Annotated in this window: 14 protein-coding genes; 8 read left to right on the forward strand and 6 right to left on the reverse strand. The window is 71.2% G+C overall.

Going from position 1 to position 14,513, the window contains the following annotated elements:
- Positions 1 to 1,166: DUF418 domain-containing protein (locus AWZ10_RS27880; protein ID WP_060892350.1), on the forward strand; the 1,166-nt coding region annotated here is incomplete at its 5' end.
- A gap of 146 nt (positions 1,167 to 1,312) precedes the next feature.
- Positions 1,313 to 2,629, forward strand: a complete 1,317-nt coding sequence (locus AWZ10_RS27885) for a phytase (RefSeq protein WP_078935139.1) — start codon at positions 1,313 to 1,315, stop codon at positions 2,627 to 2,629.
- Positions 2,630 to 2,689: 60 nt separating this feature from the next.
- On the opposite strand, the gene AWZ10_RS27890 is transcribed toward AWZ10_RS27885, so the two are convergent.
- The 4 genes from AWZ10_RS27890 to AWZ10_RS27905 all read right to left on the reverse strand — a co-directional run bounded on the left by AWZ10_RS27890 (position 2,690) and on the right by AWZ10_RS27905 (position 7,281).
- On the reverse strand, positions 2,690 to 3,391 hold the full coding sequence (locus tag AWZ10_RS27890; protein ID WP_046702929.1) for a FadR/GntR family transcriptional regulator: 702 nt from the start codon (positions 3,389 to 3,391) through the stop codon (positions 2,690 to 2,692).
- Positions 3,392 to 3,422: 31 nt separating this feature from the next.
- Positions 3,423 to 4,463: an ABC transporter permease gene (locus tag AWZ10_RS27895; protein WP_046702930.1), complete on the reverse strand. Its 1,041-nt coding sequence runs from the start codon at positions 4,461 to 4,463 to the stop codon at positions 3,423 to 3,425.
- Positions 4,464 to 4,465: 2 nt separating this feature from the next.
- A complete protein-coding gene (locus tag AWZ10_RS27900) occupies positions 4,466 to 6,133 on the reverse strand; it encodes a sugar ABC transporter ATP-binding protein (protein ID WP_060892340.1) in 1,668 nt (555 codons plus the stop codon).
- Positions 6,134 to 6,231: 98 nt separating this feature from the next.
- Positions 6,232 to 7,281: a sugar ABC transporter substrate-binding protein gene (locus AWZ10_RS27905; RefSeq protein ID WP_046702932.1), complete on the reverse strand. Its 1,050-nt coding sequence runs from the start codon at positions 7,279 to 7,281 to the stop codon at positions 6,232 to 6,234.
- Between the two features lie 417 nt (positions 7,282 to 7,698).
- Here AWZ10_RS27905 and AWZ10_RS27910 point away from each other — a divergent pair, with 417 nt between their 5' ends.
- The 6 genes from AWZ10_RS27910 to AWZ10_RS27935 are packed head-to-tail and all read left to right on the forward strand — an operon-like array spanning position 7,699 to position 12,937.
- Entirely contained in the window at positions 7,699 to 8,550 is an 852-nt protein-coding gene (locus AWZ10_RS27910) for a fumarylacetoacetate hydrolase family protein (RefSeq protein ID WP_060892341.1), read from the forward strand.
- A 14-nt stretch (positions 8,551 to 8,564) separates the two neighbouring features.
- Positions 8,565 to 9,902 (forward strand): enolase C-terminal domain-like protein, encoded by a 1,338-nt coding sequence (locus tag AWZ10_RS27915; RefSeq protein WP_046702934.1) that lies wholly within the window; start codon positions 8,565 to 8,567, stop codon positions 9,900 to 9,902.
- Complete coding sequence (locus AWZ10_RS27920) at positions 9,899 to 10,708, forward strand: SDR family NAD(P)-dependent oxidoreductase (RefSeq protein ID WP_244172572.1); 810 nt, start codon at positions 9,899 to 9,901, stop codon at positions 10,706 to 10,708. Before AWZ10_RS27915 ends, AWZ10_RS27920 begins: the two co-directional genes overlap by 4 nt.
- Positions 10,705 to 11,757 (forward strand): aldo/keto reductase, encoded by a 1,053-nt coding sequence (locus AWZ10_RS27925; protein ID WP_060892342.1) that lies wholly within the window; start codon positions 10,705 to 10,707, stop codon positions 11,755 to 11,757. The genes AWZ10_RS27920 and AWZ10_RS27925 overlap by 4 nt, the downstream gene beginning before the upstream one ends.
- Positions 11,754 to 12,065 (forward strand): L-rhamnose mutarotase, encoded by a 312-nt coding sequence (locus tag AWZ10_RS27930; protein WP_060892343.1) that lies wholly within the window; start codon positions 11,754 to 11,756, stop codon positions 12,063 to 12,065. The genes AWZ10_RS27925 and AWZ10_RS27930 overlap by 4 nt, the downstream gene beginning before the upstream one ends.
- Positions 12,062 to 12,937, forward strand: a complete 876-nt coding sequence (locus AWZ10_RS27935) for an amidohydrolase family protein (protein WP_060892344.1) — start codon at positions 12,062 to 12,064, stop codon at positions 12,935 to 12,937. The genes AWZ10_RS27930 and AWZ10_RS27935 overlap by 4 nt, the downstream gene beginning before the upstream one ends.
- On the opposite strand, the gene AWZ10_RS27940 is transcribed toward AWZ10_RS27935, so the two are convergent.
- Positions 12,919 to 13,761, reverse strand: a complete 843-nt coding sequence (locus AWZ10_RS27940; protein WP_046702937.1) for an energy-coupling factor ABC transporter ATP-binding protein — start codon at positions 13,759 to 13,761, stop codon at positions 12,919 to 12,921. The two genes, AWZ10_RS27935 and AWZ10_RS27940, sit on opposite strands and share 19 nt — an antisense overlap.
- Positions 13,758 to 14,507 (reverse strand): cobalt ECF transporter T component CbiQ, encoded by a 750-nt coding sequence (gene cbiQ, locus AWZ10_RS27945; RefSeq protein WP_046702938.1) that lies wholly within the window; start codon positions 14,505 to 14,507, stop codon positions 13,758 to 13,760. Before cbiQ ends, AWZ10_RS27940 begins: the two co-directional genes overlap by 4 nt.
- Positions 14,508 to 14,513: the final 6 nt, after the last annotated feature.

Below are 14,513 nucleotides of genomic sequence, written 5' to 3' on the forward strand. Positions count from 1 at the left end.
CCCGTGGGCCCTCGGCCGGGCGGCTGGTGGGCATCGATCTGGCCCGTGGGCTCGCGGTCCTCGGCATGTACGCCGCCCATGTCGGCCCGGACCCCGCGGCCGGCGGGCCGCTGGGCTTCGTCATGGAGCTGGCGCGAGGCCGTTCCTCCGCGCTGTTCGCCCTGCTCGCCGGCTTCACCCTCGTCCTCATCACCGGCCGCCCGCACCCGCGCACCGGGCGCGCCGGACGGCAGGCGGTGGCCCGGATGGTCATCCGTTCCGTCGTCCTGATCGCCCTGGGGTTCGCCCTGACCGCCCTCGACAGCGACGTCGACGTGATCCTGGCCTTCTACGGGCTGACCTTCCTCGCCGTCCTCCCGCTGTACCGGCTGCGCGCCCGGACGCTCGCGTTCCTCGCCGCCGTGAGCGCGCTCGTGATGCCCCAAGTCCTGTACGTGATACGCCTGTCGATCGAGGAGGGAAGCTGGGCGGACACCGTCGTCGCCCGGGATCCGCTGGCCCGGATCGGCGACACGGACGGCTTCGTGGAACTGCTGTTCACCGGCGAATACCCCGTGCTCACCTGGGCGCCGTTCATGCTCGCCGGCATGGCGGTGGCCCGCCTCGACCTCACGCGGAGCACGGTCCGCACCCAACTGGCCCTCATCGGCGGGGCGTCGAGCCTGCTCGGCTACGGCGGCTCCTGGCTGGCCCTCCGCCTCGTCCCGCATACGCAGGCCACCGTCGCCGCCACCACCGACGGCGATTCGGCCGCCTCGGCCTGGTGGTCCGACACCGTCGGCCACCTCATCGACGACACCCCGGCGGCCTGGCTCCTGGTGGCCGCGCCGCACAGCCAGACGACCTTCTCCATCCTCGGCAACACCGGTGTCGCGCTGCTGGTCGTGGTCCTGTGCGTGACGGCCACGGACCGGCTCCCGCGATTCGGCCGCCTCGCCACCCCCGTCCGCGCCGTCGGCCTGACGGCCCTGACCGCGTACGTACTGCACATCCTCGCCGTCAGGGAGTTCGGCATGGAGGACGAGACCGGACCGGCGCTCGTCGACCTCCTCCTCTACGGTTCGGTCGCGCTGCTGACGGCCACCGCCTGGACCCGGTGGTTCCGGCGTGGACCGCTGGAGCATCTGCTCCACCTCTGCACGCGCCCGGCACGCCACATCAGGTGATGACCGGGCGAACTTCGGCCGAACCGCAGCCGTTTCACCAGGACGGCATGGACAGGTCATGTCCGCCTGTACGCAAGCTTCTCTCCGCACCATCTGCATGTCCCCGACACTCGACGGCATACATGACGGTAAGGAAGCGAACGCCTGTGAGAACGCCAAGCACCGCTCGAGGACTCGCCCTCCTCGTCTCCGGCACCGCCCTGACCACCTGCCTCGCGGCAGCCCCCGCAGGAGCGGGTACGTCCGCCCTCCCTACGGTGACCGCGACGAGCGAATCGGCCGCGTTGTACGACGACGAGGCCGGCGGCAACTCCGACGCCGACGACCCGGCGATCTGGCGGAACCCCGCCGACCCGGACCGCAGCCTCGTCGTCGCCACCGTGAAGGAGGGCGGCCTGCGCGTCTACGACCTGGACGCCCGCCTGGTGCAGTCGGTGCCCGCGCCGAACCCACCGACGGCGGACGACGCCCCCGGCCGGTACAACAACGTCGACCTCGTCACCGGCCTGCGCACCTCCGCGGGCCCAGCCGACGTGGCCGTGGTCAGCGACCGGGGCAACGACCGGCTGCGCATCCACCGCCTCGACCCCTCCCGCCCGAACGGCCCGCTGACCGACATCACCGACCCGGCCGCCGCCCCCGTGTTCTCCGCCGACCAGGCCGAGATCAACGACCAGCACACCGCGTACGGCCTCGCCACCTGGTCGGACAGGGCCACCGGCCGCACGTACGCCCTGGTCAGCCAACGCGAGCGCACCCGCCTCGCCCTGCTCGAACTCGTCCCGGCGGCGCACGGCAAGGTCGGCTATCGCAAGATCCGCACCCTCGACCTGCCCTCCTCCTTCCGTCTGCCCGACGGCACGAGGTGGAGCCCCTGCGGCGAGCCCGGTGAACTCCCGCAGGTCGAGGGCATGGTCGTCGACCCCGCCACCGGCACCCTCTACGCCGGGCAGGAGGACATCGGCATCTGGCGCCTGCGCGCCGACCTCACCGGCAAGCCTGTCCTGGTCGACAGGACCAAGGAGTACGGCGTACCCGGCACGTACGACGAGGAGAGCGAGGAGTGCGCGCCGGGTGCCGACCCCGGCTACGGAGGGAAGCGGCTGTCGGCCGACGTAGAAGGTCTGACGATCTATCAGGAGCGCGACGGGGAAGGCTACTTGCTCGCCTCCAGCCAGGGGGACAACACCTTCGCCCTGTACGACCGCGAGGTGAGCGAGGGCAACGAGTACGAGGGCGGCTTCCGGATCGGGGCCGCGTCGGACACCCTCGACGGTGTCCAGGAGTGCGACGGCGCCGCCGTCCTCAACGCCCCGCTGGGCAGCCGCTATCCACGCGGCCTCCTCGTCGTCCAGGACGGCCACGAGACCCCCGGGACCCCGGACGGGGAGGGCGGCACCCGCACGGCGACCGGCTTCAAGTTCGTCGACCTCGGCGAACTGGTGGACGCCACCGGCATGTGAGGGCCCGTCACGGCCGCCTGAGGAGGTCGGCGGCCGTGACGGAGCTGCGCCGCCCTGCGGTCAGTCCTCGATCGCGCACAGGGGGTCCTCGTCGAGTCCGGCCGCCATCCACTGCTCCACGGCCGCGACATGGACCGTCGCCGCGGAGACCGCCAACGCGGAGTCACGGGCCCGCAGGGCGCGCAGGATCTCCTCGTGCTCCCGGTGGGCGTGTTCCACGGCCCGATCGGTGCGGGTGCCCCGGACGATCCGGGCTCGCTGGGTACGGGTGGAGAGCACCCGGAGCAGCATGGACAGCACCGGGTTGCCGACCGCCTCCACGATCCGCAGGTGGAAGGCGATGTCGTGGCCGACGAACTCCTCGACCGTGGCGGCGGACCGTGACCGCTCCAGGATCGCACCGAGTTCCCGGAGGCCGTCGGCGGTGAGCAGCGTGGCGGCCGCCCCGGTCGCCTGGGGTTCCAGCAGCCGCCGTACCTGGAGCAGTTGCAGGGCCGTCCGCCCCTGGGACACGTCCGAGGCGAAGGAGAGCGACTCCAGCAGGAGGTGCGGTTCGAGGCTGGAGACATAGGTGCCGTCGCCCTGCCGGGTCACCAGGATCCGCATCGCGGTCAGGGCGCGTACCGCCTCCCGCAGCGAACTGCGGGACAGACCGAGCTGGGCGGCGAGGACCTCCTCCTTGGGCAGTCGTGAGCCGGGCGCGAGTTCGCCGGCGACGATCATCGCCTTGATCTTGTCCATGGCCTCGTCCGTCAGCGCCATGAGAGGCCTCCCTGTACCGGGGACACCGGAACTACTCCTGCTTCTCGCCGGAGGCGAAGCGGGAGATGATCAGCGCGACGATGATGATGGCGCCGTTGAGGAACTGGTTCCACAGTGGGGGTACGCCTGCCAGTGTCATGACGTTGACGACGAGTTGGAGTGTCAGGACGCCGGTGAGGGCGCCGAAGACGGAGCCTTTGCCGCCGTTGAGGCTGACTCCGCCGATGACGGTCGCGGCGAAGACCTGGAAGATCCAGCCGCTGCCCTGGGTGGCGGAGATGGAGCCGTAGTGGCCGCTGTAGAGGATGCCGGCGAACGCGGCGAGGACGCTGCCGAGGATGAGGACGGTCCAGACGATGCGGTCGACGCGGATGCCGGCGGTGCGGGCGGCTTCGGCGTTGCCGCCGATGGCGTAGAGGGCGCGGCCGTGGCGCAGCCAGGACAGGGCGCCGGCGCCGAGGGCGAAGAGGGTCACGCAGATCCAGATGGCGGCGGGGATGCCGAGCCATGAGGTTTTGCCGAGGTAGGTGAAGGAGGAGGGCAGTTCGACGATGGACTGGCCTTCGGAGAGGGCGACCTGGAGTCCGCGGAGCATGGTGAGCATGCCGAGGGTGACGATGAAGCCGTTGAGGCGGAGTTTGAGGATGAGGAAGCCGTTGACGGCTCCGATCACGACGCCGACCAGCAGGCACAGTGGTACGGCTGTCCATTCGGGCAGGAGTCCGAGGCCGGTGAAGCGGGCGCCGCTGGTGGGCAGGACCAGCCAGACGGCGATGACGGGGGCCACGCCGATGGTGGATTCCAGGGACAGGTCCATCCGGCCGCAGATCAGGATCAGTGCGGTGGCCAGGACGAGCAGGCTCAGCTCGGTGGACTGCTGGGCCACGCCGATGAGGTTGTCGGCGGTCAGGAAGGCGGGCGAGACGATGAACCCGATCAGGCCCAGGACGAGGATCGCCGGGACCAGGGACAGCTCACGGAAGCGCCCGAGGCCGAGCCCCCGGCGGGTGTCCCCGGCGGTCTCCGGTGCCACGCTCGTGGCGGGGTCGGTGACATCAGTGGTGGCGGACATGACTACCTTCCGTGCTCTTCGGTGGTGTCCGAGGTGGTGGCGGGGGAGGCCTCGGAGGAGGCGATGTCGGAGGCTTCGGGCCGGCCGGCCACGCCCTCGGCGGGCGGGTCCGCCCGGCCCGCCACGCCCTCCATGGCGGCGACGACGTGCTCGTCCTGCCAGCCGCGGTCGAACTCGGCGACCACGCGCCCGTGGAACATCACCACGAGCCGGTCGCAGACCTTCAGGTCGTCCAGTTCGTCGGAGACGATCAGCGCGGACTTCCCGCTGTCCGCGACCTGGCGGATGCGGCGCAGGAGGAACTCCTTGGACTTGACGTCCACCCCGTTGGTGGGGCGGATGGCCACCAGGACGTGCGGGTCGGTGGCCAGGGCGCGGGCGACGACGACCTTCTGCTGGTTGCCGCCCGAGAGGGCCGACACGGGGGTGGCCCCGCCCGGGGTCTTGATGTCGAGGTCCCGGATCATGCGTCCGGCGAACGCCCTGGTGCGGGCGGGCAGCACCGTGCCGTACGGGCCGAGCTGGCCGGTGACGGTGAGCGTCGCGTTCTCCGCCACGCTGCGGTTGTTCACCAGCCCCTGCAGATGCCGGTCCTCCGGGACCAGCCCGACGCCGACGGCGAGCGCCGACGGCACGCTGCCGCCGCGTACCCGGCGCCCGCCGACGGAGATCGCGCCCTGCTCGGGGCGGTGCAGCCCGGCGATCGCCTCACCCACCCGCACATTGCCGCTGGCCGCCGCCCCGGCGAGGCCGACCACCTCGCCCGCGCGCACCGTGAGCGAGAGGTTCTCGCAGGCGCCGGGCAGGGTGAGACCCTCGACCGTCAGGAGTTCGGGGGCGTCGTCCCGTACCGGGGCGCGGTTCTCGACGGCTGCCGCCACCGTGCCGGATGTCTCCCCGGTCATGGCCTCCACCAGCGCCTGGTGGCCGAGTTCGGCGACGGGCGCGGTGAGGATGTGGGCGGCGTCGCGGTAGACGGTGACGGTGGTGCAGAGGTCGTACACCTCTTGCAGGTGGTGTGAGATGAAGAGGAAGGCGACGCCCTGCCGCTGGAGGTCGCGGAGCTTGTCGAAGAGGCGGTTGATGCCGCGGGCGTCGAGTTTCGCGGTCGGCTCGTCGAGGATGATGAAGCGTGCGCCGAACGACAGCGCCCGCGCGATCTCCACGAACTGCCGCTGCTCGACGGTGAGATCCCGCGCCCGCGCGTCGGCCTTCACATCCACGCCGTATCCCGCGAGCAACTCCTCGGCCCGCGCGCGCAGTTGCTTCCAGCGGATGGGGCGCAGCGCACCGTCGCTCTGCCGGTTCAGGAAGAGGTTCTCGGCGACGGTCAGGTCCTGGATGATCGTGGACTTCTGGTAGACGCAGGCGACCCGGGAACGCCAGGCGTCGATGTCCCCGACGACGGGCGCCGACTCGCCGGAAAAACGCAGGGTGCCGGTGTCGGCGTGCTGCAGTCCGGTCAGGATGGACACCAGCGTCGACTTGCCGGCGCCGTTGCGTCCGACCAGGGCGTGCGCCTCGCCGGCGGCGACGGTGATCCGGGCGTCGCGCAGCGCGACGGTCGCGCCGAACCTCTTGCTGATGCCGGTGGCCTCGGCCACCGGGGCGGGGCTCGTGGCAGCGGGGTTCCCGCCGCCGTTCGCCGCGGTGGTCGCGGTGTCCGCCATGGTGGATACCGTCCTTCGTGGGGTGGATACGAGGGGGTGCGGGCGGAGCGACGAGCCGCGTCCCTCCGCCCAGTCGTCGGCCCTTCGGCCTTCGGCCACTAGCCGACGTTGTTGCCCCACAGGGTCTTGTCGTCGACGTTGTCCTTGGTCACCAGCGGTGCGGGCAGCTGGTCCTCCAGGCCGTTGGGGATCTCGATGATCGTGGAGTCGTGGTCGGTCCTGCCGGGCTTGAAGGTCTTGCCCTCGGCGGCTGCCTGGGCGTAGTACAGCGCGTACTTGGCGTACAGGTCGGCGGGCTGGGAGATGGTGGCGTCGATCTGGCCCTTGCGGATGGCGTCGAACTCCTGCGGGATGCCGTCGTTGGAGACGATCGAGATGTGGCCCTTCTCGCCGGCCGGCTTGAGCAGGCCCTTCTGCTCCAGCAGGGCCAGGGTCGGCTGCAGGAAGACACCGCCGGCCTGCATGTAGATGCCGTTGAGGTCGGGGTGCTGGGCGAGCAGGCTCTGCAGCTTGGCGGAGGCCACGTCGCCCTTCCAGTCGGTGGGCAGCTCGAAGACCTTGATCTTGGGGAACTTCGTCTTCATGCACTGGGCGAAGGCCTCGGAGCGGTCGCGGCCGTTGATGGAGTCCAGGGCGCCCTGGAACTCGGCGACCTTGCCCTTTCCGCCGAGCTGCTCGCCGAGGAACTCGCAGGCCTTGGTGCCGTAGGCCCGGTTGTCGGCGCGCACGACCATGTAGACGTCGCCCTTGTCGGGGCGGGTGTCGACGCTGACCACGGGGATCTTCTTCGACGCGAGGGTGTCGAGGGTGGAGGCGATGGCCCCGGTGTCCTGGGGGGCCATGACGACGGCCTTGGCGCCCGTGTTCTGGAACACCTGCACGTTGGCGACGAGCTTGGTGACGTCGTTCTGCGAGTTGCTCAGCGGCAGCGCGTTGACGTCCTCGGACTTGACGTCCTTCTTCAGGTACTCGGCGTAGGAGTTCCAGAAGTCGGAGTCGGAGCGCGGCAGGTCGATCCCGATGGCGGGCTTGTCACCGCCCGAACCTGCCGACCCGGAGGAGCTCTCGCGGTTGCACGCGGTGAGGAGGGTGAGGGCCGCGAGGGCGCAGGCCGCTGCGGCGGTGGAGCGGGTGCGAACGAGCTTCATGGCCGGGTTCTCCTTAGCCAGGACGGGGAGGCCGCCCTCTGGTACAGGCATGAGTGGACCGTCGGAGGGGAGGGACGGAGGGTCAACCGATGAACGAGCAGCGGAGTTCGAACGGCCTCTGTCTCTGCGTGGCAGCGGTGCGATTCCTCCGATGTATCTTGGACGTCGAGGACGTTACGACGGCATTGCCGGGGTTGACAAGAGGTGGCCCCGATGAATGTTCCGCCCCGATCATGAGGAGTGGGCGACGTCTCGGCTGAGGCGATGTCCCAGATGTCGAATCTGTGAGCTGCGGAATGTCGGGCGTCGATCAAATACATCCGAGGAATACGTTGTCAGGGCGTCTGACTGCCCTTAAAGTCGCGGTGCGCCATTCCTCCGATGAATGAGCGAACCCCCATGGCAAGGGAGCCTTCAGTGAAACTGCTACGTGTCGGTGTCCCGGGAGGGGAGCGGCCTGCGGTTCGTACCGATGACGGCCGGCTGCTGGATGTGTCGTCGGTGGCCGGTGACATCGATGGTGCGTTTCTGGCTTCGGATGGGGTGGAGCGGGTCCGTGCGGCGGTGGAGGCGGGTGGGCTGCCTGTTCTTGACGCGGGTGGTCTGCGGGTGGGTGCTCCGGTGGCGCGGCCGGGCAAGGTGATCTGTGTCGGTCTGAACTACCGGGATCACGCGGCGGAGACCGGTGCGGCGATTCCGCCGCGTCCGGTGGTGTTCATGAAGGATCCGGGCACGGTGGTGGGCCCTTATGACGGGGTGCTGATCCCGCGCGGTTCGGTGAAGACCGACTGGGAGGTCGAGCTGGGGGTGGTGATCGGACGGCGGGCCCGCTATCTGGAGGGTCCTGAGGAGGCGGCCGGGGTGATCGCGGGCTATGTGGTCAGTCATGACGTCTCGGAGCGTGAGTTCCAGTTGGAGTACTCCTCGCAGTGGGACCTGGGCAAGTCCTGTGAGACGTTCAACCCGATGGGGCCGTGGCTGGTGACCGCTGATGAGGTCGGTGATCCGCAGGGTCTGGGGCTGCGGCTGAGTGTCAACGGTGTCAGGCGCCAGGACGGCCACACCCGGGACATGATCTTCCCGGTCCACGAGATCGTGGCGTATCTGAGCCGGTACATGGTCCTTCAGCCCGGTGACGTGATCAATACCGGTACGCCCGCCGGCGTCGCTCTGGGCCTTGCCGGTACTCCCTTCCTTCGTGCTGGTGACACCGTCGATCTGGAGATCGACGGGCTCGGCAGCCAGCGCCAGACTTTCGGCCAAGCGTGAAAGGCAGCACCCCCGTGACGACAACTTCCGCCCGGATCACCGCGGTCGACACCTATGACATCCGGTTTCCCACCTCGCGGGAGCTGGACGGGTCGGACGCGATGAATCCCGACCCCGACTACTCCGCCGCCTATGTCGTGCTGCGCACGGATGCCGGTGACGGTCTGGAGGGGCATGGTTTCACCTTCACCATCGGGCGTGGCAACGAGGTGCAGGTCGCCGCGATCGGTGCGCTGCGGCCGCATCTGGTGGGCCGTTCGGTGCAGGAGGTGTGTGCCGATCCCGGCTCGGTCAGCCGTGACCTGATCGGGGACAGTCAGCTGCGCTGGCTGGGTCCGGAGAAGGGGGTGATGCACATGGCGGTCGGTGCGGTGGTCAACGCGGTGTGGGACCTGGCGGCCAAGCGTGCCGGGCAGCCCCTGTGGCGGCTGCTGGCGCAGGCGTCGCCGGAGTGGCTGGTCTCCCAGGTCGATTTCCGCTACATCGCCGACGCTCTCACGCCCGCGGAGGCGCTGCGGCTGTTGCGGGAGGGCCGCAGTGGGCTGGCGGGGCGTGAGGCGGTGCTGCTGGAGCGCGGTTATCCCGGCTACACCACCTCTCCGGGGTGGCTGGGCTATTCCGACGAGAAGCTGACCCGGCTGGCCAAGCAGGCCGTCGCGGACGGGTTCACCCAGATCAAGCTGAAGGTCGGCGCGGACCTGGCCGACGATGTGCGCCGGATGCGTGCCGCCCGCGCCGCCGTCGGTGACACGATCCGTATCGCCATCGACGCCAACCAGCGCTGGAACGTGGACGAGGCGGTCGGGTGGACGAACGCGCTCGCGGAGTTCGGCCCGTACTGGATCGAGGAGCCCACGAGCCCCGACGACATCCTCGGCCATGCCGCCGTGCGCCGTGGTGTCGGCGGTGTGAAGGTCGCCACCGGTGAACACGTCCAGAACCGTATTGTCTTCAAGCAGCTTCTCCAGGCCGAGGCGATCGATGTTCTCCAGATCGACGCGGCCCGGGTCGGCGGTGTCAACGAGAACCTGGCGATCCTGCTGCTCGCGGCGAAGTTCGGGGTGCCGGTCTGTCCGCACGCCGGCGGGGTGGGTCTGTGTGAACTGGTCCAGCACCTGTCGATGTTCGACTATCTGGCGCTGTCCGGTACCACCGACGACCGGGTCATCGAGTACGTCGATCACCTCCATGAGCACTTCACCGCCCCCGTGGTGATGCGTGGGGGTCACTACACCGCGCCGCTGACGCCTGGTTTCTCCGCCACCATGCATCCCGAGTCGCTCGCCGAATACCGTTACCCGGACGGCACGTTCTGGGCCGCCGACCTCGCTGGACGAGAGGAAGTCGCATGACCGGGCAGACAGGTGAACCGACCGAAACGACCGGTGAACCCACCGAGCCGAGGGGCGAACTGGGCGGGCTCAGGGCGATCGTCACCGGGGGCGCGTCCGGCATCGGGCTGGCCACCGCCCGGCTGCTCGCCGCACGGGGCGCCGCGGTGGCCGTCCTCGACGTCGACCCCTCCGGGGCCTCGGCCCCGCTGCTCGGTCTCAAGGCCGACATCACCGACGACGCCTCCGTACGGGCCGCCGTCACCGAGGCCGTCGAGCGGCTCGGCGGTCTGGACATCCTCGTGAACAACGCGGGCATCGGCGCCATCGGCACCGTCGAGGACAACCCCGACGAGCAGTGGCACCGGGTCCTGGACGTCAACGTCCTCGGCATGGTGCGCGTCAGCCGGGCCGCCCTGCCGCATCTGCGGAACTCGTCCCACGCGGCCATCGTGAACACGTGCTCGATCGGCGCCACCGCGGGACTGCCGCAGCGGGCCCTGTACTGCGCCAGCAAGGGCGCCGTCCTCTCACTGACCCTGGCCATGGCCGCCGACCACGTCCGCGAGGGCATCCGCGTCAACTGCGTCAACCCCGGCACCGCCGACACCCCCTGGGTCGGCCGGCTCCTCGACTCAGCCGACGACCCCGAGGCCGAACGCGCCGCACTCAACGCCCGCCAGCCCATGGGCCGTCTGGTCACCGCCGACGAGGTCGCCGCCGCCATCGCCTACCTGGCCGGCCCCGCCGCGGCCTCCGTCACCGGCACCGCCCTCGCCGTCGACGGCGGAATGCAGGGCCTCCGCCTCCGCCCGGCGGGCACATGAGGACCAGGACCCTCGGCCGCACCGGCGTCCAGGTCACCGAGCTGGCGTACGGAGCCGCCGGCATCGGCAACCTCTTCCGCACGGTGTCCGACGAGGAGGCCGCCGCCGCGATCGACGCCGCCTGGAACGCAGGCATCCGCACCTTCGACACAGCACCCCACTACGGGCTCGGCCTGTCCGAACGCCGCCTGGGCGCCGCCCTGCGCGACCGCCCCAGGGACTCGTACACCGTCTCCACCAAGGTCGGACGTCTGCTGGTGCCCGCCGACGGGGGCGGCGAAGGCGGTGGCGCGGCCGACGACCTGGCCAACGGCTTCGCCGTCCCGGCGACCCTGCGCCGTGTCTGGGACTTCAGCGCCGACGGAGTGCTGCGCTCCCTCGAAGCCAGCCTGGACCGCCTCGGCCTCGACCGGGTGGACGTCGTCCTCCTCCACGACCCCGACGACCACGCCGAACAGGCCCTCGGCGAGGCCTACCCGGCGCTCGAACGGCTGCGCGCCGAAGGCGTCGTCGGCGCCATCGGCGTCGGCATGAACCAGTCCGCGCTCCCGGCCCGCTTCCTGCGCGAGACAGACATCGACGTCGTCCTCCTCGCCGGCCGCTACACCCTCCTGGAACAGGACGCACTCGCCGAACTGCTCCCCGAGGCCGCCGCCCGCGGCCGGAGCGTCCTCATCGGCGGCGTCTTCAACTCCGGCCTGCTCACCGACCCCAAGCCGGGCGCCACCTACGACTACGCGCCCGCCCCGGAACCCGTACTCGAACGGGCCCTGCGCCTGAAAGCGGTCACCGAACGCCACGGCGTGCCCCTGCGCGCCGCCGCCCTCCGCTTCCCCCTCGGCCACCCGGCCGTCGTGAGCGTCCTCACCGGCGCCCGCTCGCCCGACGAGGTCCGCGACACCGTGGAGCAGTCGCGCCACCCGGTGCCGGCCGCGCTCTGGGACGAGCTGCGCGCGGAGGGCCTGCTCGCCCCGGAAGCCCCGGTGCCCGTCGAAGCCCCCGTGCCTCTCGACGAGCCCGCCCCCCTCGAGGAGAAGGAGTCGTCGTGAGGATCGCCCTGCACACCAGGGTCCGCGCCGACCGCGTCGAGGAGTACGACGCGGCCCACCACGAGGTCCCGGAAGAGCTGACCACCGCCATCCGCGCCGCCGGGGTGAGCGAGTGGACGATCTGGCGCAGCGGCACCGACCTCTTCCACCTGCTGGAGGTCGAGGACTACGCGGCGATGATCGCCGAGCTGGAGAAACTCCCGGTCAACATCGCCTGGCAGGCCCGCATGGCCGACCTGCTCGACGTCGTCCACGACTACTCGGCGTCAGGGTCCGACGCCGGCCTGCCCGTGGTGTGGGAGCTGTGACGCCCACCGGTACGGACGCCGACACCGGGATCGTCGACGCCCACCACCACGTCTGGGACCTCTCCGTCCGCGACCAGGACTGGATCGCCGGCCCCGAACTCGCCCCGCTGCGACGCGACTTCACCCTCCGCGACCTGGAACCGGAGGCGCGCGCCGCCGGCGTCAAGGCCACGGTGCTGGTGCAGACGATCACCGTGCCCGAGGAGACCCCCGAGTTCCTGGCCCTGGCCGCGGACAGTGACCTGGTCGCGGGGGTGGTCGGCTGGACCGACCTCACGTCGCCCGATGTCGCCGCCGCCCTCGCCGAGCTGCGCGAAGGACACGGCGGCGAGCACCTGGTGGGCCTCCGCCACCAGGTGCAGGGCGAACCCGACCCCCGCTGGCTGGTACGCCCGGACGTCCTGCGGGGCCTGGCCGCCGTCGCCGACGCGGGACTCGTCTACGACCTCCTGGTCAAGCCCCACCAGCTCCCGGCCGCCGTGGAGGCGGCGACCCGCCTCCCCCAACTCACCTTCGTCCTCGACCACGTGGCGAAGCCCCCCGTGACCTCCGGCGAACTGGAACCCTGGGCGAGGCGGGTACGGCGACTGGCCGCCCTCCCGAACACCGTCTGCAAGCTCTCCGGCCTGGTCACGGAAGCGGACTGGAAAGCCTGGTCCGTCGCGGACCTCGTCCCGTACGCCGACACCGTCCTGGACGCCTTCGGCCCCGACCGGCTGATGTTCGGCTCCGACTGGCCCGTCTGCCGGCTGGCCTCGGACTACCGCGAAGTCCTCGACACGGCCAGGTCGTTGACATCCGGACTCGGCCCGGCAGAACACCGGGAGGTCTTCGCGGGCACCGCCGTCCGCGTCTACGGCCTGCGGATCTGAGCCATGGCGGCCAGCTCCTCCGGGGTGCGCGGGCCGGGCTCGTCCTCGGTCAACAACCCCTGTTCGCAGAGCAGTCGAACGACCGCGATGCCCCAGGGAAGCCGTAGCCCGGCCTGTTGGAGGAGGTCCGTGCGGGCGAGCATCGTGGCCACCGGGCCCGTGCGCGCGCCGGACGGGGTGAGCAGTGCCGCGTCGTCGGCCCACCGGAGGGCGAGATCGACGTCATGGGTGGCCATCACGACGGTGGTGCCGGACCGGCGCAGCTCGTCCAGGGTCGTGAGGAGCCGCTCCTGTCCGTCGGGGTCGAGCCCGGCGGTCGGCTCGTCGAGGATCAGCACCCGGGGCCGCATCGCGACCGCGCCGGCGATGGCGGTCCGCTTGCGCTGACCGTAGGAGAGCAGATGGGTGGGCCGGTCGGCGAGCGCACTGATGCCGAGCGCGCCGAGCGCCTCGTCCACCCGGGCCCGCACCTGCGCGTCGGACAGCCCGAGGTTCAGCGGCCCGAACGACACGTCCTGCGCGACGGACGCCGCGAAGAGCTGGTCGTCCGGGTCCTGGACGACCAGCTGGACCGTCGTACGCAGCCGGGTCAGGCCCTTGCGGTCGTACGTCACCGGTCGCCCCTCCACCGCCAGCTCGCCCGTGCGGGGCCGCAGCCCGCCGCTGAGCAGCCGCATCAGCGTGGTCTTGCCGCTGCCGTTGCGGCCCAGCAGGGCCAGCGCGCGCCCCTCGCGCACCTCGAAGTCGAGAGCGCTGAGCACGGCCGGACCGTCCTCGTACGCGAAGGACGCGCCCCGCAGGGCGACCAGCACGGGCTCGCTCATGGCAGCGGCCTTTCCAGGACGAAGGTGAGGGCGGCCACAGAGCCGAGGAGCACGACACTGGCCGCGGTGAAGCGGGCGGAGATCCGGGCCTCGGGCACCAGGACGCGCAGGGTGCCGTCGTATCCCCGCCCGGCGAGCCCGGTCTGCAGCCGTGCCGCGCGGTCGAAGGCCCGTACGAACGCGGTGGCGCCGAGACCGGCGAGCGAACGCCAGGTGGCCGCCCGCGTGGTGTGCCCCAGCCGGGCGGCCTGCGCCTCCCGGATCCGGCGGACGGAGTCCAGGAGCAGAAAGCTCATGCGGTACGTGACCAGCGCCACGTCCACGACCGGGGCGGGCACCCCGGCCTTCACCAGGCGCGGCAGCAGGTCCGACATGGGTGTGGTGAAGGCGAACAGGAGGACGCCGAGGGAGGCGGCCGAGGTGCGCAGCAGCAGTTCCCCGGCGCGGACCGGGCCGCCGTCGGCCAGGGTGAGGAACCCGTCGGGCCCGCCGACCTGGACGAGCAGCGGCAGCGCGCCGGTCACGCAGAAGCCCAGCGGCACCCGGTAGGCACGCCACAGGCGACGGCCGGGCACGCCCGCCGGGCCCAGCAGCACGACCAGCGCGGTCAGCAGGACCAGGGCCGCGCCGGGCCAGGGCGGCAGGGAGATCGCGAGCACGGTGAGGCCGAGCCCGAGCACGGCCTTGTCCACGGGATGGCGGCGGCGCCAGCGACTGCTGTGCGCCGCCGCGTCGATCGGCAGCACGAGGGC

The sequence above is a fragment of the Streptomyces europaeiscabiei genome (assembly GCF_001550375.1).
GTDB classification, from domain to species: domain Bacteria; phylum Actinomycetota; class Actinomycetes; order Streptomycetales; family Streptomycetaceae; genus Streptomyces; species Streptomyces europaeiscabiei.

Excerpts from the sequence above, each read along its gene's own strand:
- AWZ10_RS27925 (WP_060892342.1), top strand. The coding sequence starts at position 10,705 with ATGAGGACCAGGACCCTCGGCCGCACCGGCGTCCAGGTCACCGAGCTG.
- AWZ10_RS27905 (WP_046702932.1), bottom strand. The coding sequence starts at position 7,281 with ATGAAGCTCGTTCGCACCCGCTCCACCGCCGCAGCGGCCTGCGCCCTC.
- AWZ10_RS27920 (WP_244172572.1), top strand. The coding sequence starts at position 9,899 with ATGACCGGGCAGACAGGTGAACCGACCGAAACGACCGGTGAACCCACC.
- AWZ10_RS27895 (WP_046702930.1), bottom strand. The coding sequence starts at position 4,463 with ATGTCCGCCACCACTGATGTCACCGACCCCGCCACGAGCGTGGCACCG.
- AWZ10_RS27940 (WP_046702937.1), bottom strand. The coding sequence starts at position 13,761 with ATGAGCGAGCCCGTGCTGGTCGCCCTGCGGGGCGCGTCCTTCGCGTAC.
- AWZ10_RS27900 (WP_060892340.1), bottom strand. The coding sequence starts at position 6,133 with ATGGCGGACACCGCGACCACCGCGGCGAACGGCGGCGGGAACCCCGCT.
- AWZ10_RS27890 (WP_046702929.1), bottom strand. The coding sequence starts at position 3,391 with ATGGCGCTGACGGACGAGGCCATGGACAAGATCAAGGCGATGATCGTC.